The organism is Hoylesella marshii DSM 16973 = JCM 13450, from assembly GCF_000146675.1.
GTDB lineage: Bacteria > Bacteroidota > Bacteroidia > Bacteroidales > Bacteroidaceae > Prevotella > Prevotella marshii.
On record NZ_GL397214.1, the window covers coordinates 2,290,394 to 2,309,408 of the forward strand.

Genomic DNA, 19,015 nt, shown 5'->3' on the forward strand with positions numbered 1-19,015 from the left:
GGAAAGCACTATTTTTGCTCCCTGAATATAAAAAACGACAATGCAATGAAAAAAGTTTTATCTCTCGCTGCCTCTATGCTGCTCATGTTGTCGGCACAGGCGCAGAATAAAGAGTTTCTAATTACAGGTTCCGCACCGGAAGGTGTCAATAAGGTGTATCTCATCGTGAATGATAACAATGCACCACAGGATAGTGTACGTGTGACGAACGGAATATTCCGATTTTCCACTCGCCAGCCCGCGCAGACATTCCTCACCGTCACGTCAGATGATAAACATCTTGTTACAGTGCTCAATGACGAAATGCCCGTAACCATAGATTTGGTAGATGGAGCGGTGAAAGGCTCTGTGCTCAACCGTCAGTTCGCCGATTACCAAAAGTCTCAGCGCAAGACAGGGGAGGAAATGGGACAGCTCTTCGATGAATGGAAAACCTTGCGCAATGAAAAGACTGCCGAATCTAAAGAGCGATTGAAAACCATCAACAATCGGCTTGACGAACTGTTGGAACAATCGGTTACTTCAGCCCTGAAATACAGTAAGGAGCATACCACGGATGTGACTCCCGCCCTCGTCATCGCCGGACTGTGGCCGTATATGGAATATGTAGACCTTGCTGAGATTTTCGACAAAAATACAGCTGTTGCCAACCATCCCATGATGGCAAAGGCTCGGAAGAAGCTGCAACAGTATGATTTAAGGCGCCCGGGAAAACAGTTTATGGAGCTGACGATGCACGACCTGAATGGCAAACTCGTTAAGCTCAGTCAGTGGGCAGGCAAGGGAAATTACGTGTTGGTAGACTTCTGGGCAAGTTGGTGCGGCCCGTGTCGTCAGGAGATGCCCAACGTCGTAACCTCTTACCAACGTTATCACGCCTCGAAAGGTTATGAAATCGTCGGCGTTTCGTTCGATTCCAAGGCTGATGCTTGGAAGGCGGCAGTAAAGGAACTTGGCATGGAATGGCCGCAGATGTCGGATTTGAAGGGCTGGAAGTGTGCAGCCGCAGGCATTTATGGTATTCAGTCCATCCCCTCCAACGTGTTGCTCGACCCGCAAGGTGTCATTGTTGCCGTTGACTTACGAGGCGATGCACTTCTCGACAAACTCAAGGAAATATACGGAGAATAAGCAAAAGGGCTTTGGATGCAATGACCATCTAAAGCCCTTTTTGTATGCCCTTTTTCTTACTCTTATTCCATTTCCAATCGGTGAGACCGCGGTTTCTCCCAATGAAACTTGCAGTTTCAACCCTTGGAATTCACAGTTTCTCCAAACGTGGATAACAAACTCTCCAAACGTGGAGAACGGATTATCCAAACGTGGAGAATAGATTATCCAAACGTGGAGAATAGATTATCCAAACGTGGAGAACAGATTATCCAAACGTGGAGAACAGATTATCCAGACTTGGAGAACAGATTATCCAGACTTGGAGAACAGATTATCCAGACTTGGAGAACAGATTATCCAAGCGTGGATAACACTCCAAATGTGGATAGCGAGTTATCCTATTGAAACTCATAGTTTCTCCTAATGAAAATAAATGTTCTTCCTAATAAAAGTAGTACCTGTGAATGTAATCGGCTGATTACTAATAGAAAACAGAATATATGATATAATAAGGTGAACGATTAAGAAACGAGCGAGTTTCTTTTCCTTTCTTTATTCTGCAATGCTTCAAAGAACACGTTAATTCTATGTTGCAAAGATAATGATTTCTTTATGAAAAGCAGTAGGAATTAGAGAAAAAGTGCTTGTTGTTCCATTCTTTTTACTTTTCAAATAATTACAAAAGGATAGATATACAAAATAAATCTATAAATATATCGTAAAACAAGCGGTTTGATGAAATATAATTGTTATCTTTGCATTTGATAATTGTAAATCAAAGACTTGGAAGATGAAACTGAACAGAATAAAACTTGTGCTTGTGGAAAAAGAAATTTCCCAAACGCAATTGGCAAAGGAACTTGGCAAGAGTTTCAGTACAATCAATGCGTATTGCAGCAATCGCAAACAACCCTCTTTAGACTTGCTGAATAAAATAGCGGAATATCTATCCGTGAATATCAAGGACTTAATTGTCGATAAATAAGAAGTAGGTATGGAAGATAAAATATTAAAGTCTGTTTCCTGCGAGGACGTCAGGGTGAAATTCCAACTCTCATGTATCTTATGGGTATGAATCAAGTATGTTTCCTTTAAAGGTCTAAAAACGAAGTATGTCAGTACCTTCCTGCACTTATTTAATCATAAAATTGAGTGTTTTGACAATTCGTTATAAATTTAGAGCAAAAAATGAAAACAAAACATCAGATTAAACAATGGTTGCTAATCACTATCATAACATTTTTTCTTTATGATGTGATATGGCTTGCTGGAGATTATGATGATTTTTCACGGAGTGTTTTAAACCATTCAAGTGAAATTATTGAAGATTTTGTTTATTGCTCATTATTCTCCTTGACAAGCATTTTTATATGTAATCAGCTTATTAAACTGTCTGAGAAACGTCAGCATATAACAAATAAGCAATTAACAGGAATTGCATGGTGCGTGATTTTTATAAATATAATTCTTGCTTTTATTTGTGAGTTTATTTATGAGGGCGTAATTTGTAGCAATGTCCCTGATAATGATTTTTGGGGAAACTCTTATATCTTTGCCTTAATTGCATCTCTCATAGGATTGATCAACGTGAATCATTACTATACAAAGATCGTTGAAAGTCACTATAATGAATATATATCGTTTAAGAAGAAATCTCTCAAAGCTCAGTTAGATCCACATTTTCTATTCAACAGCCTAAGTGTCTTGGCTGAGTTGACAAGAGAAAACGGGGCTAAGGCTGAAGAATTTACGCTTCGTCTTGCAAATGTGTACAGACATGTATTAAAAACAATTGACATGGATATAGTTCCGTTGTCAGAAGCAATGCTTTTTGCAAAGAATTATACCGGGATATTGCATGTGCGGTTCGGAGAGTCAGTTGTATTCCGTATTGCTGATTTCCCTATAAATAGTAATGAGTATATGTTGCCAATGAGCATACAAGTCCTTGTGGAAAATGCGATTAAACATAATTTGGCTTCCCGTGAAAGCCCATTGATTATATGTATAGATCGCAAGGATAATAAAATTTTAGTTTCAAACAATATTCAAACAAACAAAGACAATGTGACGAAACCTTCCTTTTCCTTAGGTATGGGATTGCAAAATTTGCAACAAAGATACATCATCGAGACAGGGACAGGTATTGATATTAGGGAGAGCAACACAGAATTTACAGTATACGTTCCAATTATTGAAAAATGAACAAGATTGTTATTATAGAAGATGAGACATTAAGTGCCAATCGCCTCATTAGATTGATAAAGGATTACGATGATTCCATTACTATCCTTGGTCCATTCCAAACAACTGATGAGGTCAAGAACTTTCTTACAAGTGACCACGATTATGATTTAATCATATCAGACATAAGGCTTGGTGCACATACTGTATTTGAAGCCTTTGAGTTGAACATGCCAACCTCCTTCGTCATTTTTACAACTGCATATGATGAATATGCAATGAATGCTATCAAATCAAATGGCATAGATTATTTGCTTAAACCTGTGAATAGTAAAGATCTGTTCAACTCTTTGGATAAAATCAATATGCTATTACATAAAGCTACTCCACCTACCGCACTGTCTGCAGTGGCACGGGATATGCAAATATGGCGCTCACGCTTTTTGGTTACCAAGGGTGACGAGTTAGTCCCATTGAAAGCTGACGAAATCAGTTGCATTTATAGTGGAGAACGTCAAGTAGTGGCTTATACACATGATGGTGAAGTCTATGTCATGAACGACGGTCTGTCAGATTTAGAAACAACCCTCAATCCTGACATATTTTTTCGTATTAATCGACAATATATCGCCAACATCAATTACTTAGAAAAGATTTCATTCTTTTTCAGCTCTAAACTTCATGTTAGGATCAAGGGATGCAGCGATAATAATATAATAATCAGCAAAACCAGAGCCAGCAAATTCAAGCAATGGCTTAACAAATAAACTCATGCCTTATGGGAAAAGTAAAGAAAACTTCTTTGTGTTTTTATGCTTTTGGTTCATTGATAGTTTTACTATTAATGTCATCATGCAACACTTTTAAAGAAATAGTAAAGGAGGAGGTCGTGGAATCAATCACTGACCCCAAAACAGGTACCCCTGTTTTCACGCGAGAGTATGACACGAAACCTTATCAAATTAATGTTGGAGAAATCATAAGGGCCAGGAAAGAACAAAAGAAGAAAAAGAAAAGGGAATTAATTGAGAATTACGAGATAGAACAGACCGATAGTGCGCAACAAATAAAAGCGGATTCAACAAGCAAGTGCAAAATTACGGAATCTGCTCAAAAAATCGATCCATAGTAGCAAAACTTGCCAATTATTAGAAAGTAGATAAAAAGTTTGAACGCGATTTCTTCCGTTTCACCGTCATTTATTTCCGTTTCATGACATTTCGACTTGCAGAATACTATATATAATTTACTTTTGGGACACTAATCGTTTAATCCTAAATAAAACTCAACATGAAAAAATTAGTATTTCTTATGTTGACTGCAAGTCTCATTACAGCTTGTTCGTCAGAAGACCTTAGTCCAGGTGCTGAAACAGCACAGACCACTAACCAATCTGCGACTTCGTCAGTTTCAGTTTCGAACGAGGGTTACTTGGTGTTTCCCACAGTCCAGAGTCTACAAAATTTCGTGGAGCAATATTCGGAAGACGGCGCAGGAGCCTCTGCGTGTCAAAAATTTCTCCCTAACACAAGAGCAATTGGTGGGGCTCATTTTGAATCTGTAGCAGATTTGAGTGAACGTCTTGCTAATGGTCGCCATATAACACGCGCGAACTCTGAAGCTAGTATTGATCAAAAAGTCAACAGCATATCCAATGAGGACCTAAAAGGACTGGATGAGTTGGAAGAGATGACCCAAGACGAATATAATGTTATGAAGGCAGAGAATCTGCTCTTTGATGATATTATGACACACATGGTTGACACAACTCTTCGTGTATGCGTGGAAGGTAGACTTTATAAAATCACAGATCAGGGGACATTCTCCATTGATGTCAAGAAAGAGAAGCTGCTTGATGAATCTATCAGAACATTTAATCCTGAACTTAAGCTTAAAGTAAATCCATGAGCTTCTGTCGCTCTTGATGAGAATGTTACTTTCACAAGAACATTCTCTGATAAAAGTATTCAATATTCTGAATTTGAGGCTGTAGACGAACCAATAACAGCAACTCTAACTCGAGCAGCATCTAATGACACATATACAGAGAATGCTTTTCACGTGGGTTATAATACGAACTCATATTTATGGAAGAATCATAGCGTGGTACAAAAGTTTTTCGATTGGCTCAGGGGCAAGGATGTGTCTCGCGAAAACAACTTCTCTAAAAAACATCGTGTTCAGATGAAAGTGTTTGATGTGAACTATGGATTTTATGCTAGTGCTGGTATAAAAGTAAATATGCAGAAAAGGAAAAAGTTCTTAGGCATCCCATATTGGAAAGGTGAAAAAGCTTCCAAGATCGTAATTGGATTTAATGGTTTAGATGGAGTTATGAAATACAACAATCCAAGAAACTATTCCACCATTAACCCTACAATGAATACGAATTGGAATACTTTCACGGGTGCAATAAATAATATTCAGTCAAAATTCTTCTATGGTAACTATCATAAATTGAAGTTCATAAAAGATTGGACAGACGATATAATATGCCTGATTCCCGAAATTAAGATTGGAGATAAAGATTGGCGTGAGAAGGTAGGCAACAAACTTTATGAAGCACCAGCGAAGGCCGTCTATTCTCAATTAAAATCATTGGAGAATAAGTATATCTATTCTCCAGTAAAGAAAAGAATTACACCAACAGATCCTATGATGGCTTACTTAGTATGGGGTAATACCAATATTGAGTTTAATAAGGAACATCCGTATATTACAGGAGTGAAAGAATACACTAATTGTAAATCAAAATCGGTAATCTTTGATAGATCATTCGGATTTTCGTTTACTAATGCTGGAGGCATTACAGGTTTCCTTCCTTCCGAGTTTGACATTAATAAACTGGATGTGTTTGGTGCCGCTTATTATGACAATCAATGGCGTGGAGTACGTTTCTATAAATATTAAGAATTATGTTAAGATGTATTGTCTTTTCAATCATGATAATGGTATCTTTTGCGTGTAACGCGCAAGAGATACCTGTCAAATGTCTTGAAACTGAATTTGGCTTTGGTATTACTTTGCCTCTTGACCAGTATCATGGTGGGGATAAATTAGTTGGACCATCATTAGCAGTGAATCTTCGATACAACATCAAGAACACACCTTGGGATTGTGGCTTTCTACTGCAGACGGATGGAGCACGGCGTGATTTCTGGCATGATAGGAATAGCGATAAATGGCAGACTAACAGAACTATGATTTTGGCCGCTACGGGTGGTTACAATTTTCGACAGGGGCAAAAAGTAAATCCTTTCATCAATGTCGCCTTAGGTGTTGGTTTTAATCAAACCGTGGGAGATGAGTTCATGGATATAAATGCAACATCCCCTGTAATAATGCCTAAAATTGGTGTGGAATTATGGCATATAATTAGAGTTAACACACATGTCATGGTAACACGTAAAGGATTTAACACCTATGGCTTAACCCTTGGATTAGTCTTGGGTGGACGACCTAATAAGAACTAAATGTAAGAACTGTTGTTATAAAGATAGAGGGTAAGTAAAAACAGCAATACTACTTATCCTCTATCCATCTTTTATCTGTATTAAACAGAAAATAAATTGTAACTTAACGTGAGTTCGACAAAATCAGATGTTTTAATCCGTCGAACTCACGTTAAATTATGATTTACCCAACAATCATGGAATACTCCTCTGTTAGTTTTATCGCTTGCACTTGCAGTTTAATGATTGCTTCAGAATAAGTTTCGATTTTGCGGAGCATTCTTTGGGCGGTAGCTGTTGAGTGGTAGCAGTTAAGTGTCTTGACTGCTTCATTATAGAGAACACCAATCTTATAAATTTGGGATATTATGTTAGTGAGTTCACGCATGTATTTCTCATTAGAAGAATTCTCTGTGATAACCTTGAAAGATTCTCCAAGTAATCTTGCCCTTAGATAATCGCTCTTTGTTTTTGCTCCAGACTTTCGATATAATTCGATGACTTTTTGCTGGTCTTTGGGATTAGGTATTCTGATATGCCATCTGTTCCATTTGGGGCAGGTGGTGCATTTGCCATCAGGCTTGTTTGTTTTCTTTCTTTTCATTGTTTCTATGTTTTCTAATCACGACTTTGGAGTGATTTAATCCCCTTTCGGGGCAAGGGTCTTTGTGGGACAAATGGCAATTTGTGGTACAAAGACACACCTTGCCAATATCAAGAAAGAGGTTGATAAGCCCCAGCTGTGTTACTGCATTCTGTGAATGCGGTAACTCGGCAGGGGTTTGCATTCGAGGAATGCAGTGGTTCAGAGTTTCCGCCATCTTTCCACATCCTCCTTGTATTGGTCGAGGTGTTCCCGAAGCACTTGTTCCACGTATCCTGAAACGCTCGCTCCCTGCTCACCGATTTTCCGCACCACGAAGTCCAATCTTCGTTGGGTTTCCTCTGACACATACACAGCTTTGCGATGGCTGTTGCGAAAGGGGCGGAGGTATTTCCCTTGAAACCGGGCTAAGTCCTCTCTGTCCTTGCCTTTCGTCTTGCTCTTACCCACTTGACGAGAAACTTCTTCCGTGCCCGTTTTAATTTTCTCTGAGCTGATTATTTTTTCCTCCGAAGCATCTTCATCATCTGAAGGGTCAAACATCGCAGTGCGCCGTGAAGGAATCCCGGTAGTTCCGTCCTCTGCCATCCGTTTCAGTGCTTCTTCCAATATTCTTTCTCGCTTCTCTTCCGCTGTCAATGGCTCTTCGGACAAAGCCTCTTCTTCATCATCTTCATCCATTTTTATAGGCTCAAATCTATTCTTCTCCTCTTCATAATCGGAGGGCTGGTCAAAATCGGGCAACTTTTCGGGCTTGCGGAGCTTAACGCCATAATTTCCCATATCTCTAATGGCTTGTTCCAAGCGCTGTTTCCTTTGTTCATCTATTCTTGCCATAATTTCTTGGGTATCGGGTTATAGTGTTTTTCAAGCATGGCTTGTATGTCGCTCTGCTTGTAGAGTATCTTCCCTCCGATTTTGTAGAAAGGAAGCGTTCCTGAGTTTCTGTACTCTTGGAGCGTACGTGTGCTGAGCTGTAATTGGCTGCAAACCTCTTCACCAGTGAGGTAAACCTCTCCACCCAACATCGGACGGGCAGTGGCGCAATAACGCTCCAGTTTCTTTAAGATGCCCTCCATCAGTTGTGCAAACATCTGCATCTGAGGGTCTTGCTGTGTAATGATTTCGTTCTCTGCCATTGTTTATTCATTTTTTGAGTTCAGTATCTCCATGATGTCACTCTCCTTGTAATAGCACTTATGTCCAATCATTGAATAAGGAATTTTACCCGTATCCCTGTATGATTGTAGGGTACGCTTGCTGATGCCCAAACGCTTGCACACGGCTTCGTTGTCGAGCCATTGCTCGGTCTCAGGAGGATTACCGATGAGTTTCTCCACACGATGGATAAAGTCTGCAAATTCGGAGCGATGTCGCTCCCACGCTTTGCGGTCGATGATAATGAGTTTCATTGCCTTAATTTTGTTTTGATTACTTTATTGTTACTCAGCAAACAAACTGTTATGCAGTCCATTGCCGTACTTCTCGGGTGCAAAAGTAAACCCTCGGAAGCACCGCTGCAAGAAATGAGGATAAGCAGGGAAATAGAAAGAAGGCAATAGAAAAACAAAGGAAATCCGTCTGTGTTATTGCGGTAATGAGATGAGGTGCCGGTTCGTTCCTTTTATTATTTTGTTGTTTTATCGATAATTCGATAGTTCGACAAATCGAGATGTCGAAGTGTCGATAGATAGTTTTATCGATAGATTATTTTGACGATATATAGTTTTGACAACAGATAGTCATGACAACAAATTGTACAAACAATAGATTGTCCGTATTATCGTCAGTCCTATCTGTTGTTAGTTGTTACGCCTTGCGTCCAAAGAGCCTGAGTATGCCGTATTCTTGTCGTGCCTATACTCTCTACGGCAGCCCAGCCCTGCAAGGTTGGGAGAGATGAATACGACCGCATGGATATAGAAAATGGCAATACCACCTTGAAACAGAAAAATCCTACGGTGGAGATTCTTCTCTCCATCCGCAGGACTCGACCTTGCAGGGCAGACAGGCTGCCGTTGTACCTTTGCACGATAAGAAACGGCATCAGGAACTTTGCGTGCGCCTTTGCCTACAACGCCTTCGGGCTTGCCTCCTCCGTCTGTTTGACCGTTGGCAGGTTGTTGCTCTCGATGAGCAGCACTATCGTGCCTGTCAGTTCGGTGTAAAGACGGTCGTATTGTCCGCTTGCGGCAAATGCGTCCGTCAGTTCATACTTGGCGAATGTGGCTTGAACAGCCTTGTCCGCCAACAATAAAAGCGAAAGCCTCTCGGGGAGCGGTGTAGGAAGTTCCCTCTCAAACTCGTCCTCCAAGACAGAAACAAGGGTATCGTACTTTGAGAAATGCAGTCCACTGAAAAGCACTTCACTTGCTATTCTTTCTGCTTCTAAATGATTAAAACCTTGCGCCACGGCATCGCAGTAGGCTGTCAGTGCCATGTCGGCTCTTGCCGTGATAAGCTCCTTGTCTCCCAATCGCTCGGGGTGATGTTCACTCATATAGCTTTCCAACTTCAATCGGAAGTAGGAAATTTCCTTTTTGTTCTTCTGTTTCATTGTTCTTCTTGTTAAAAAGTTGGACTTCTTTTTTTGAATCATTCATTACGGCTGTTACATCCCAATTATGGGACTTGACTTTTTCGGTGTTCTTGACGGACACAGCCGTAAGGCTTTACGCAGTACCCTTGTATGCTCACTACCCATCAGGGGTTGCATTTCCTTGGCAATCTTGCTCTTGGTCACCCGTGCATAAATCTCGGTCGTGGAGATAAAGCGATGCCCCAGCATCTTGCTCACCGTTTCTATCGGAAGTCCGTTCTCCAGACAGATGGTCGTGGCAAAGGTGTGCCGTGCGGTGTGCGAGGTCGCTTGGGTATGCGGTGGCAGTCCTGCCTTAATACATATCTCCTGAATAGTTCTATTGAAATTACTGTTGCTGGGAAACTCTCGAAAGAAAAGCCCCTCCCTTCGTCCGGGGCTCACTATGGCGAGTATTTTCTCGGCAATGGGCAGTAACGGGACAATACTTCTGTTCTGTGTCTTTGTGCGACAGAGCGATATGTACCTACGCCCATCCCCGAATGTATAAACATCGTCCATTCGGAGTTTCTTTAAGTCTGAGAATGCCAGCCCCGTGAAACAGCCCAAGAGGAAAATAAGTCTGCAATGGTTGTCCACTGAGCGGTGCGGACGGTAAGCCAAGAGTTTTTGCAGGTCGTCCGCCGTAAGTGCATTGCGCTCGTAGGTAGGCGTTTCTATGTCTATGAGTTCAAAAGGGTCTTCACGAACGTATCGCTCCTGCAATGCCTTGCGAATGACCTGATGCAAGTGGCGTAGGCGGTTGCCGACACTGCTTTCCTTGTTTCCCAAGTCCCGAAGCATGAAAAGGCGATAGTCCTCAAGCAAAGTCTTGTCCACCTCTGTGGGCATACAGTCTGCCCTGTCCCTTACTTGCAGGAAATGAACAAAACTCTTGTAGCTGTCCTTAAAAGCCCTGACGGTTGCCTTGCTTAAGGTTCTGCCCTGCAATTCCTCCTTGTATTCACAAACGGATTGATATAGCTCCGCAAGTGTTGGCATAGGGCGACTTTGCTGCATATAACGCTCCTTGAGGTATTCCGCCGTGATATAGTTTTCTTCCCTTAGTGTACGTTCATAGAGTGAATGCAAGCACTCTTCGATTGAGTTCAGTTGCAGATTGATGCCGCTTGAATTACCTGCTGTCGCCTTGATGCGCCCTTTTCGGGCAAGCCACTCATCGGGGGAAGTTTGCAACTGCGTGGAAAACGATGAGGACGTACCATTGCAGGTGATACGGCAACGGATTACGCATACTCCGTGTTCATTGGTCTTGCTTCTGTCCGTGTAGAATAGTATGGAAAATGTACTTTTCATTGTGCTGCGGTTTTAGTTGGTCAGTTGATAATGTGCGAGTTGTGGAAGTATTTTCTCTATGTCCAGAAAGACACGCTCGGGAGAAGTCTCCGCATACACTTGCGTGGTTTTGATTTGACTGTGTCCGAGCATTTTGGAAACGCTCTCAATGGACACGCCCTTCGACAGTGTCATCTGCGATGCGAAGGTATGCCGTGCCATGTGATAGGTCAGCGTTTTCTGAATACCGCAAAGCCGTGCTATCTTTTTGAGGTGTATGTTTACCGTGTCGCATCCGGGTATGGGCAGCAGATACCCCTTGGGCGGTTCGTGTCGGAAAGCCCTCGTGTGAATGCCCCGATAACGCTTGATAATGGCAGCGGCTTCGGGAAGTAGGGGGATGTGGCACACGTTGCCCGTCTTTATTCTCGGCTTGCGTATCCAAGTCATTCCCGCTTCGTGAAAGATGTGCTGCTCCGTCAAGTGATACACGTCGGTATAGGAAAGTCCCGTCAGGCAGGAGAAAAGGAACATATCCCTCGACACTTTTTCATAGCCTTGCAATTTATCTTCTCCCAAGGCTGCGATACGACTTACCTCCTCCCTCGTGATGTAACGTGGAGTACCCACTTCCCAACGAATGGAATGGTTGATGAAGGGATAGGTGTCAATGATATGCCGTTTATGCAGGTCTTTGAGCAAGGAAGCCAGCATGGAGAGATAACCAGCCGAAGTGTTGAGCTTGAAGCCCTTTTCTTTGGCGAAGTAGTCTTCCAAGTCCTTGACAAGGGCGGCATCGGCTTTCTGTACGGGAATATCCTCCACATGGTAGCGATACCTGACGAAGTTTGCCAGATGCTTGCGAAAGAGCAACAGGCATTTTAGTCTGCGTTCGCTGCGGTCTATGCCCACACGCTCACGGAAGCGGTCGATATACTCGTCCGTATGATAAAGCAGTCCCTGCGCCTCGCTGTTTAGCCCGAACACCAATTCCCGTACTCGCTCTGCCGTGATGGGAGCATCGGATTTACCCGAAAGAGACTCATAAACCTTGTGTATGCTCACTTGTAGGCGGTCAAGTTCCTTGTTTACCGATACGGCTTCGGCACTCTTGCCCAGCAGTCGGTTCTTGCGACTATCCCACAAACGAGGAGTACACGAGCATTTGCAACTGAACTGTACCATAGAGCGTCCTGCGCTGATGCGTCCCATGATGGGACTTTTTCCGTTTTTGTCCTGCGTACCTCTCTTGAGGTAGAAAAGCAGCTTGAATTTTTCTTTTTCCATTGTTTTTTACTTGCAAAATTACACTTCTTTGAGGAACTTTGAGCGATGCAAAACATTGATAATGAAAGAGAAAACACCGTTTTAGTTACCACTTTCAGCCGTCCTTTTCCTTTCATCGTTTGTCGAACGATTTGGTAACTGAACTCCCTCCTTTTCGCTCCCTTTTCTGCCTGTTTTCTATGATGCAACCCTAAGAAGAAACAAGCAATATCCGCTGTATTTCAGTCAGATATGAATTTTATGCCATATTCTGCTTTCTACTCCCATACTTCCGCATAGAACTGCTAAAGAATACGGTGAGAGATAGAAAGGAGTCGTTGATAATACTAACATTTACAAGCATGCAACGACTGTTGGTTGCCGACCGAATAAAGGGAATGAGGGGGAGGAGCGACAAAGCTGATGCTGCTAAGCCCCCAAGGACAGGGGCAAAGCCCTATGCGAGCAGGGGTTAGGCGGGAAAGAGAAGCGGGGGCTTCGCTGAGAAAGGGCAGGAAGAGCGGGCGGGAAAGTGAGCGGACTCAGTCTTTGCGATACCATATTCGCATCACCTTGCGGCGGATAACGAACTGGTTGATAAGCGTGACAACAATGAAGAGCACGGCGCCGACAAGCGCGGCCGGCAGTATGCTTCTGTCTTCTATTTGCGGGAATAAAGCCTCGATGATACGCATGTAATAGCTTCTGATGAAAGAGAGAAGAACGAGCGAGAGCAGGAGGACAGAGAAGTTGAGTGTCACTGTGACAAGGGCATAGGGCAAAGATACTCTCGCCGGACTGTAACCGATGAGCAGGAGGTTTTCGAGCTTCGAGGAGTTTTTCTGCACCAGCAGGTAGATGCTGAGCATGAGAATATAGAAGCTAAGCAGGGAAATAACCAGTCCGACGGCCATGACAAGGCTCACTACCATCCGGAGGAAATAGGTGGTCTTCTCGGCATTCAACTTGTCGCTCTCTACTTCGTAGCCTTTTGCATCGAGGTATTTCGTAATGTGTTCGTCGGCCGGATTGCTTACTTCCATGATAAGGCGGGTGGATGCCATGGCGTTGCCCGGTGCGTAGTAGCTGTTGCTCCAATCCATGAAAGCCTGTGGTACAAGGATGGTATTCAGTCGGTTGGAGAGGCCTATGACGCGTCCTTTGAAACGGTCTTCGTGTCCGTTGCCGTGAATAAATATATTGACATCTATCATGCCCATAAGCCCTTCTGAAATCTTGGGTAGCGAGCGGCTCTGCGCAAAGCCGAAGTTATACATGTTGATGTAGGTGCGTGGCAGGATGATGGGCACTTCTTTGCTGCCGGCCTCGTATTTCCACGCTGTGAGCGGTACGTCTACAAACCCGTCTGGCACGCTTTCAAAGAATATCTCGGAGTTGAGTATTGGCTGTCCGTTCACGCCCATCGAGGCATCGACCTTGTATTCGGTAGAGGTGAATTTGCCCAACCTCTTGACAAAGGACTGCGCCTGCAGGTCGTCGATGTCGGAAGCGTTGAACGTATTGTTGCGTCCTGATAGGGTACCGGCCATGCCGATGCGTTTGCTGACGATGAGGTAGTCGGCTTTCATGAAACTGTCGCCTGCCGTAAACACGGGCAGCACATCATTGTAGAACTGAAAGCCGAGCAGAACGATGAGCATGCCGAAGAGGTTGGCAAAGAAGAAGCCTGCGAACTGGGGCACGCTGATATGGCGACGGAGGAGTTTCCAAACGAGATTCATAGCTTGAGAGTTTTATCGTAGTTCAGCGCAATGTGCTTGCCAATGCTCGTGATGATAACGCCTGCGCCCTGTGTCTGCGCCTCTTCCATCATGATACGCCCCATGAGGTTGGCGTTCATATCATCGAGATGGCTGATGGGCTCGTCGGCAAAGAGGAAATCGAAAGGCTGTACCAAGGCGCGTATAAGGGCTACGCGTTGCTGCTGCCCGAAAGACATGCGTCCTATTTTCGTGTCCACCTTGTCGGCCAGTCCCAAGCGGTCGAACCAGCAGAGAATCTCTTCGCGGGTCTTGAAGTTTGTTCGTTTGTTCTTTATTTCCACGTTCTCGTAGGCGGTCAGCTCTGAGAAGAGGCGCAGCTCTTGGAACAGGTGGCTGATGTGTTGACAGCGAATGTTTGTCCATTCTGTGATGCGGAAGGTGCGTATGTCTTGCTCGTCGAAGCGTATGGTTCCGCTGTAATCGTTGCGGTAGCCCACGATGTAGCTGCAAAAGGTGCTTTTACCCATACCGCTGTCGGCCTCCACGAGATAGGTCTTTCCCTTATCAAAGGAAACGTGGGTACGCCATATCTCCGAATGCAGTTCGCCTTTCTGTGCAAACACTTCGGGGACGACGTTATCGAATACTATCTGTTTCATATCCTTTTATTTCAAACGATACACCACGGCATGGACATCGCCGAAAAGAGGTGTGAGCAGTGAGAGGACAGTCTTCACGGTTTCGTTGCTCTTGCGCAATGCGTCGAGGTTGAGAATCATACACATCTTTTGACCTTTCATCTCGTTGAGGAGCGTCGAGGGCATGGGTTGGCGCGAGGGATGGAGCACGGCGTTCGCCCGTTCTGCACTGCTGCCGGCGTAGAATTGATTGTCGGCCGACACGCCGAAATAGAAGTTCGTTGTGCCATCGGTGAAGCGATAGGCATCTTTCCCCTCGTCGGTGATGCGACTTCCGGTGGGCACCGATTTCTTCCAATATGTCACATCGCTTAAGAAATCTCGCTTGGCCAACTGTGCCCCCATCATCATTTGCAGTTCGTTTTCACGGTAGGTTGGGATGATGAAAGCTACATCTCCGTCAATGCTCCTGATAATCTTATCCATATCTACTGCAGCATTGATGCCGGCAAGCATCAACTGCAAGCTCTTGTTCGAGCGCAGTAAATCGAGGAGACGGTGACCGTCTGCATTCATAAACAATCCCATCACGGCATCTTCTGACATACATTTTATATATTGCCCTTGGATGGGGCAATAGGACTGGGCGGCACCTTTCAGTGCTTTGTCGATGCTTGAATTCAACGAGAAAGCCTCGCCCGTAATCTGCAAGCAGTCTTTTTGCACCCTCATTTCCGCAGCTAAGCATATCTGCGAGGCATCAGCGTCTTTCGGGGCACCCAGTGTGAAAGGCGCAACAAACTTCTCCGGCAATGCCTGTGCCTGCGCAACCATGGCCACACTGCTCTGCATCGCTTCCAGACGATCGTAGAGTGGGGAGGCCTTGATACCGTTTTCTTCCTCTGCGTCGAGGTATTTCACCATCTGCCGTTGCAGTTCCGCCTTGGCTTCAGCAACGACCGGTCCCATCACCAACAAGGCGTTCTTGGAGAATCCTGCTATCCACGCGTCTTTCAACACGGTGAACCGGAATCCCTTCTTTTCGGTTATGGGCGTGCAGTTGCCGCATTTCTGCTGCGCTTTGAACAAGTCTTCGAGGTCGGTTTTATCAGATACCTTTGCGCAGAGTCCGAGGTTCCCGTCGGGCGAGACGAACAGATACATCTTGCTCGTGAGGTCTATGCCGCAGTCCGTTACGTCTTTTATCCCTAACAGAGATTGGAGAAAAGTCTTGGATTTTTCACCATCTGTTGTTGTGGATTCCGCCAGCTTAGGTACGTCTACGGCTATCAATGCCGTGCTCTCTCGCGGGACGGAGTTCAGGTAGTCGCTGCCCGAACAGGCCGTAAACAGTCCTGCTGCCGAGAAGAGAAATATTTCTATGATTCGTTTCATTATCGGTTATGGCTATTCAATGTGATTGTATGCGTCGTGCCAATTGTGCCATCATCACGGCAGAAAGGCCGGCTGTTTCCGTTCGGAGTCTGCTCTGCCCCAGCGACACCGACACAAAGCCGCAGCCGATGGCCTGTTTCACTTCGTCGAGAGAGAAATCGCCTTCGGGGCCTATTAGCACGCAGACGTCACAGTCTGCATCATCGACGGGCTCGCGGCTTATTTCAGTAAAGAAATCTTTGCGGTCTATCTCGTCGTAACAATGGCAGATGAACTTGCGGCCGCAGTGAGGTTGCGCTATGAAATCCTTAAACGACATGAGCGGATGTACGGCAGGAAGCCATGCTTTCCGGCTCTGCTTCATGGCCGAGATGGCAATCCGTTCCATGCGATCGGTGCGTAGCGTCTTCCGTTCCGAGTATTGGCAGTGCAGAAAGGTCAGCGCATCGAAGCCCACTTCGGTGGCTTTTTCTGTCATCCATTCCATACGTTCCGTCATTTTTGTTGGGGCAATAGCCAAATGAATGTGCCCGCGCCATGCGGGACACTGCGGCATGGATTCTTTTATCACATACGAGCAATGCTTGGAGGAAGTCATGGATACTTCTGCACGAAAGAAAACGCCTTTGCCATCCATCAGAAAGATTTCGTCGCCCACATTGAGACGCAGCACACGCAACGCATGCACGGCTTCCTCCTGTGGTAACTCCGTTTGCGAAACCGCATCAGGAACATAGAAAAATCTTACCTCTTTCATAATTCGGGTTATCCTGTATGACGATGGCACATGCCTTATACCCGATCGTCTTTCTTGGGTTTCCGTTTCTCCATTTCTGCTTTCAGTTGCGATGCCAATTCGTAATTCTCATCCTTTACGGCACGCTCCAATGCTTTCTCCAACATCTCTTCGCTGAGTGAATTAACGGGCAACGACATCTGTTTTTCTGTAGATGCGTACGGGATGCTTTGCTTATTCATCAGTTCTTCTTCTGCAAAGAGAGCAATCTTGCCTATGTAGGAGAGTAGTACGGCATCGCTGGCGCGTATGGAGATGGGTACAAGCGTATCGAGATTCACGAGCATGGCGCAGTATTGTCCATCGGTAATCGAATGAATGATCAGTTGGAAACGCAGTTCGGTCTGTGCGGCCAACACCTTGCAGAGCACTTCGGGCAGCATACTTTCCGTTATCTTTACTTTCTTCTGCCGGAGGCCGAATTGATAGAGCATGGCCTTATCACAGACAATCGACAACTGCCGTTGTTCCTCCTCATCGGTGAGCAGGATGACGCCCATGTCTTCTGTTCCCATGATTTCCGAAACATTCTTCAGTTTGAGCTTTACTTTGTTCATCATGCCTGCTCCTTTCTCTTAGGGCGGAAGATAAGGGCGAACGATATCCCCACCACAAACGCATAGCCGGCAAAGATAAACCAGCAGTGCTGCCACTGTGTGACGCCGTCTGTGGTGTAAGCATTGACTACCGCTTGTGCCGAAAGTGTTCCCACGGAGGCGCCGATACCGTTGGTCATCAGCATAAACAGTCCCTGTGCGCTGGAGCGCAGAGTAGGGTCGGTGGTCTTATCTACAAAGAGCGAGCCGCTGATGTTGAAGAAGTCGAACGCCACACCATAGACAACCATTGACAAGACAAACATCCACACCCCGCTACCCGGGTTGCCTGTGCCGAACAATCCGAAGCGAAGCACCCATGCAAACATGGCTATCAGCATCACGTTCTTGATACCATAGCGTTTCATAAAGAAAGGAATAAGCAGGATGCAACACGTTTCGCTGATTTGTGACAGTGAAATGAGGATGTTCGCATGGTTTACACCAAATGTACCGGCATATTCGGGAATATCTTTAAAGCTGGTAATGAAAGGGTTGGCAAAGCCGTTGGTTATCTGCAAGCTCACACCGAGCAACATTGAGAAGATGAAAAACGCAGCCATCTTCTTTTGTTTGAAAAGCGTAAAGGCACGTAAGCCAAATGCATCTACAAAACTCTTCTTCTCGCCGCCATGCGATACGGGACATGCAGGCAACGTGAAAGTATAGAGAAAGAGCGCGATGCTGATGATGCCCGATGTACGAAACTGGTTCACGTCGTCTTGAAAGCCCATCAGGTCTACCACCCACATGGTGCAGATAAAGCCGATGGTGCCGAAGACGCGTATCGGCGGAAAATCTTTCACCGTATCCATGCCGGCACGCGTCAGCGCGGTATAGGCAACGGAGTTTGTCAGTGCCAGCGTAGGCATGTAAAACGCCAAACTCAGCGAGTAAAGACCGAACAGACTGCCAAATGTGGCTTCCGTGCCGGCCGTCTCGCCGTAATATGCTGTAGTTAGCATCAACAATCCTGCGAGCAGATGGCACAGTCCCAACAGCCGTTGTGCCGGAATCCATCGGTCAGCGATAATGCCTATCAAAGCCGGCATAAAGATGGAAACGATGCCCTGCATGGCATAAAAAAGCCCAATTTCCGTGCCCATGCCGATGTTCACCAAGTATGTGCCCATCGAAGTAAGATAAGCTCCCCAGACGGCAAACTCAAGGAAGTTCATGACGGCTAATCTTATTTTCAGATTCATTGCTGTTGCGTTTTTATTCTTATCTAATGGTATTCTGTTAGGGTTGCAAAGATAATGGATTGCACCCACATAGACAAAATTTTTAAGAAAATGATTACCCATTTACAAATTTTGTTATACCTTTGCCGTGGTAAAAAGAAATTAAAGTGCTAAACCAATTATTCGAGA

The 19,015-nt window shown here is 44.7% G+C and carries 21 protein-coding genes; 8 read left to right on the forward strand and 13 right to left on the reverse strand.

Annotated features, from left to right (window positions below; genetic code table 11):
- Positions 1 to 45: 45 nt before the first annotated feature.
- The 8 genes from HMPREF0658_RS09390 to HMPREF0658_RS09420 all read left to right on the forward strand — a co-directional run bounded on the left by HMPREF0658_RS09390 (position 46) and on the right by HMPREF0658_RS09420 (position 6,770).
- The gene (locus HMPREF0658_RS09390; protein WP_006950432.1) at positions 46 to 1,131 is read left to right on the forward strand and encodes a TlpA disulfide reductase family protein; all 1,086 of its coding nucleotides are present in this window, start codon (positions 46 to 48) and stop codon (positions 1,129 to 1,131) included.
- Between the two features lie 772 nt (positions 1,132 to 1,903).
- A complete protein-coding gene (locus HMPREF0658_RS09395) occupies positions 1,904 to 2,098 on the forward strand; it encodes a helix-turn-helix transcriptional regulator (RefSeq protein WP_004351958.1) in 195 nt (64 codons plus the stop codon).
- Positions 2,099 to 2,301: 203 nt separating this feature from the next.
- On the forward strand, positions 2,302 to 3,318 hold the full coding sequence (locus tag HMPREF0658_RS09400) for a sensor histidine kinase (protein WP_004351949.1): 1,017 nt from the start codon (positions 2,302 to 2,304) through the stop codon (positions 3,316 to 3,318).
- Positions 3,315 to 4,064, forward strand: a complete 750-nt coding sequence (locus tag HMPREF0658_RS09405; protein WP_004351945.1) for a LytR/AlgR family response regulator transcription factor — start codon at positions 3,315 to 3,317, stop codon at positions 4,062 to 4,064. Before HMPREF0658_RS09400 ends, HMPREF0658_RS09405 begins: the two co-directional genes overlap by 4 nt.
- Positions 4,065 to 4,075: 11 nt before the next feature.
- A complete protein-coding gene (locus HMPREF0658_RS09410; protein WP_004351919.1) occupies positions 4,076 to 4,426 on the forward strand; it encodes a hypothetical protein in 351 nt (116 codons plus the stop codon).
- Between the two features lie 161 nt (positions 4,427 to 4,587).
- Complete coding sequence (locus HMPREF0658_RS11880) at positions 4,588 to 5,205, forward strand: hypothetical protein (protein ID WP_006950433.1); 618 nt, start codon at positions 4,588 to 4,590, stop codon at positions 5,203 to 5,205.
- 195 nt (positions 5,206 to 5,400) lie between these two features.
- On the forward strand, positions 5,401 to 6,207 hold the full coding sequence (locus tag HMPREF0658_RS11885; protein WP_006950434.1) for a hypothetical protein: 807 nt from the start codon (positions 5,401 to 5,403) through the stop codon (positions 6,205 to 6,207).
- A 32-nt stretch (positions 6,208 to 6,239) separates the two neighbouring features.
- Entirely contained in the window at positions 6,240 to 6,770 is a 531-nt protein-coding gene (locus HMPREF0658_RS09420; protein ID WP_006950435.1) for a hypothetical protein, read from the forward strand.
- 163 nt (positions 6,771 to 6,933) lie between these two features.
- On the opposite strand, the gene HMPREF0658_RS09425 is transcribed toward HMPREF0658_RS09420, so the two are convergent.
- The 13 genes from HMPREF0658_RS09425 to HMPREF0658_RS09485 all read right to left on the reverse strand — a co-directional run bounded on the left by HMPREF0658_RS09425 (position 6,934) and on the right by HMPREF0658_RS09485 (position 18,847).
- Positions 6,934 to 7,353: a plasmid mobilization protein gene (locus HMPREF0658_RS09425; RefSeq protein ID WP_006950436.1), complete on the reverse strand. Its 420-nt coding sequence runs from the start codon at positions 7,351 to 7,353 to the stop codon at positions 6,934 to 6,936.
- A 201-nt stretch (positions 7,354 to 7,554) separates the two neighbouring features.
- Positions 7,555 to 8,190, reverse strand: coding sequence for a DUF3408 domain-containing protein (locus HMPREF0658_RS09430; RefSeq protein ID WP_006950437.1), 636 nt, complete (start codon positions 8,188 to 8,190; stop codon positions 7,555 to 7,557).
- Positions 8,178 to 8,492 carry a helix-turn-helix domain-containing protein gene (locus tag HMPREF0658_RS09435; protein WP_004352047.1) on the reverse strand — a complete coding sequence of 105 codons (315 nt, stop codon included), beginning with the start codon at positions 8,490 to 8,492 and terminating at the stop codon, positions 8,178 to 8,180. Before HMPREF0658_RS09435 ends, HMPREF0658_RS09430 begins: the two co-directional genes overlap by 13 nt.
- Before the next feature lie 3 nt (positions 8,493 to 8,495).
- Positions 8,496 to 8,765, reverse strand: coding sequence for a helix-turn-helix domain-containing protein (locus HMPREF0658_RS09440; RefSeq protein WP_004351902.1), 270 nt, complete (start codon positions 8,763 to 8,765; stop codon positions 8,496 to 8,498).
- 659 nt (positions 8,766 to 9,424) lie between these two features.
- Positions 9,425 to 9,910, reverse strand: a complete 486-nt coding sequence (locus tag HMPREF0658_RS09445; protein ID WP_019208443.1) for a DUF1896 domain-containing protein — start codon at positions 9,908 to 9,910, stop codon at positions 9,425 to 9,427.
- Positions 9,911 to 9,964: 54 nt separating this feature from the next.
- Positions 9,965 to 11,248 (reverse strand): site-specific integrase, encoded by a 1,284-nt coding sequence (locus tag HMPREF0658_RS09450; RefSeq protein ID WP_004351954.1) that lies wholly within the window; start codon positions 11,246 to 11,248, stop codon positions 9,965 to 9,967.
- Between the two features lie 12 nt (positions 11,249 to 11,260).
- Positions 11,261 to 12,514 carry a site-specific integrase gene (locus HMPREF0658_RS09455; protein ID WP_004352001.1) on the reverse strand — a complete coding sequence of 418 codons (1,254 nt, stop codon included), beginning with the start codon at positions 12,512 to 12,514 and terminating at the stop codon, positions 11,261 to 11,263.
- Positions 12,515 to 13,035: 521 nt separating this feature from the next.
- Positions 13,036 to 14,235, reverse strand: coding sequence for a hypothetical protein (locus tag HMPREF0658_RS09460; protein WP_006950439.1), 1,200 nt, complete (start codon positions 14,233 to 14,235; stop codon positions 13,036 to 13,038).
- Complete coding sequence (locus HMPREF0658_RS09465) at positions 14,232 to 14,876, reverse strand: ATP-binding cassette domain-containing protein (protein ID WP_006950440.1); 645 nt, start codon at positions 14,874 to 14,876, stop codon at positions 14,232 to 14,234. The genes HMPREF0658_RS09460 and HMPREF0658_RS09465 overlap by 4 nt, the downstream gene beginning before the upstream one ends.
- A 6-nt stretch (positions 14,877 to 14,882) precedes the next feature.
- Positions 14,883 to 16,250, reverse strand: a complete 1,368-nt coding sequence (locus HMPREF0658_RS09470) for a DUF4836 family protein (RefSeq protein ID WP_006950441.1) — start codon at positions 16,248 to 16,250, stop codon at positions 14,883 to 14,885.
- Between the two features lie 16 nt (positions 16,251 to 16,266).
- Positions 16,267 to 17,007, reverse strand: a complete 741-nt coding sequence (locus HMPREF0658_RS09475; RefSeq protein ID WP_006950443.1) for a 16S rRNA (uracil(1498)-N(3))-methyltransferase — start codon at positions 17,005 to 17,007, stop codon at positions 16,267 to 16,269.
- Positions 17,008 to 17,042: 35 nt separating this feature from the next.
- Complete coding sequence (locus tag HMPREF0658_RS09480) at positions 17,043 to 17,606, reverse strand: bifunctional nuclease domain-containing protein (protein ID WP_006950444.1); 564 nt, start codon at positions 17,604 to 17,606, stop codon at positions 17,043 to 17,045.
- The gene (locus tag HMPREF0658_RS09485) at positions 17,603 to 18,847 is read right to left on the reverse strand and encodes an MFS transporter (protein ID WP_024991063.1); all 1,245 of its coding nucleotides are present in this window, start codon (positions 18,845 to 18,847) and stop codon (positions 17,603 to 17,605) included. The genes HMPREF0658_RS09480 and HMPREF0658_RS09485 overlap by 4 nt, the downstream gene beginning before the upstream one ends.
- Positions 18,848 to 19,015 lie beyond the last annotated feature (168 nt).

Bases quoted from the DNA above. Each gene is read 5' to 3' on its own strand.
- HMPREF0658_RS09485 (WP_024991063.1), bottom strand. From the start codon at position 18,847: ATGAATCTGAAAATAAGATTAGCCGTCATGAACTTCCTTGAGTTTGCC.
- HMPREF0658_RS09440 (WP_004351902.1), bottom strand. From the start codon at position 8,765: ATGAAACTCATTATCATCGACCGCAAAGCGTGGGAGCGACATCGCTCC.
- HMPREF0658_RS09405 (WP_004351945.1), top strand. From the start codon at position 3,315: ATGAACAAGATTGTTATTATAGAAGATGAGACATTAAGTGCCAATCGC.
- HMPREF0658_RS09390 (WP_006950432.1), top strand. From the start codon at position 46: ATGAAAAAAGTTTTATCTCTCGCTGCCTCTATGCTGCTCATGTTGTCG.
- HMPREF0658_RS09455 (WP_004352001.1), bottom strand. From the start codon at position 12,514: ATGGAAAAAGAAAAATTCAAGCTGCTTTTCTACCTCAAGAGAGGTACG.
- HMPREF0658_RS09445 (WP_019208443.1), bottom strand. From the start codon at position 9,910: ATGAAACAGAAGAACAAAAAGGAAATTTCCTACTTCCGATTGAAGTTG.
- HMPREF0658_RS09395 (WP_004351958.1), top strand. From the start codon at position 1,904: ATGAAACTGAACAGAATAAAACTTGTGCTTGTGGAAAAAGAAATTTCC.
- HMPREF0658_RS09410 (WP_004351919.1), top strand. From the start codon at position 4,076: ATGGGAAAAGTAAAGAAAACTTCTTTGTGTTTTTATGCTTTTGGTTCA.
- HMPREF0658_RS09450 (WP_004351954.1), bottom strand. From the start codon at position 11,248: ATGAAAAGTACATTTTCCATACTATTCTACACGGACAGAAGCAAGACC.
- HMPREF0658_RS09475 (WP_006950443.1), bottom strand. From the start codon at position 17,007: ATGAAAGAGGTAAGATTTTTCTATGTTCCTGATGCGGTTTCGCAAACG.
- HMPREF0658_RS09435 (WP_004352047.1), bottom strand. From the start codon at position 8,492: ATGGCAGAGAACGAAATCATTACACAGCAAGACCCTCAGATGCAGATG.
- HMPREF0658_RS09400 (WP_004351949.1), top strand. From the start codon at position 2,302: ATGAAAACAAAACATCAGATTAAACAATGGTTGCTAATCACTATCATA.
- HMPREF0658_RS09480 (WP_006950444.1), bottom strand. From the start codon at position 17,606: ATGATGAACAAAGTAAAGCTCAAACTGAAGAATGTTTCGGAAATCATG.
- HMPREF0658_RS09420 (WP_006950435.1), top strand. From the start codon at position 6,240: ATGATAATGGTATCTTTTGCGTGTAACGCGCAAGAGATACCTGTCAAA.
- HMPREF0658_RS09430 (WP_006950437.1), bottom strand. From the start codon at position 8,190: ATGGCAAGAATAGATGAACAAAGGAAACAGCGCTTGGAACAAGCCATT.
- HMPREF0658_RS09465 (WP_006950440.1), bottom strand. From the start codon at position 14,876: ATGAAACAGATAGTATTCGATAACGTCGTCCCCGAAGTGTTTGCACAG.
- HMPREF0658_RS11880 (WP_006950433.1), top strand. From the start codon at position 4,588: ATGAAAAAATTAGTATTTCTTATGTTGACTGCAAGTCTCATTACAGCT.
- HMPREF0658_RS09460 (WP_006950439.1), bottom strand. From the start codon at position 14,235: ATGAATCTCGTTTGGAAACTCCTCCGTCGCCATATCAGCGTGCCCCAG.
- HMPREF0658_RS09425 (WP_006950436.1), bottom strand. From the start codon at position 7,353: ATGAAAAGAAAGAAAACAAACAAGCCTGATGGCAAATGCACCACCTGC.
- HMPREF0658_RS09470 (WP_006950441.1), bottom strand. From the start codon at position 16,250: ATGAAACGAATCATAGAAATATTTCTCTTCTCGGCAGCAGGACTGTTT.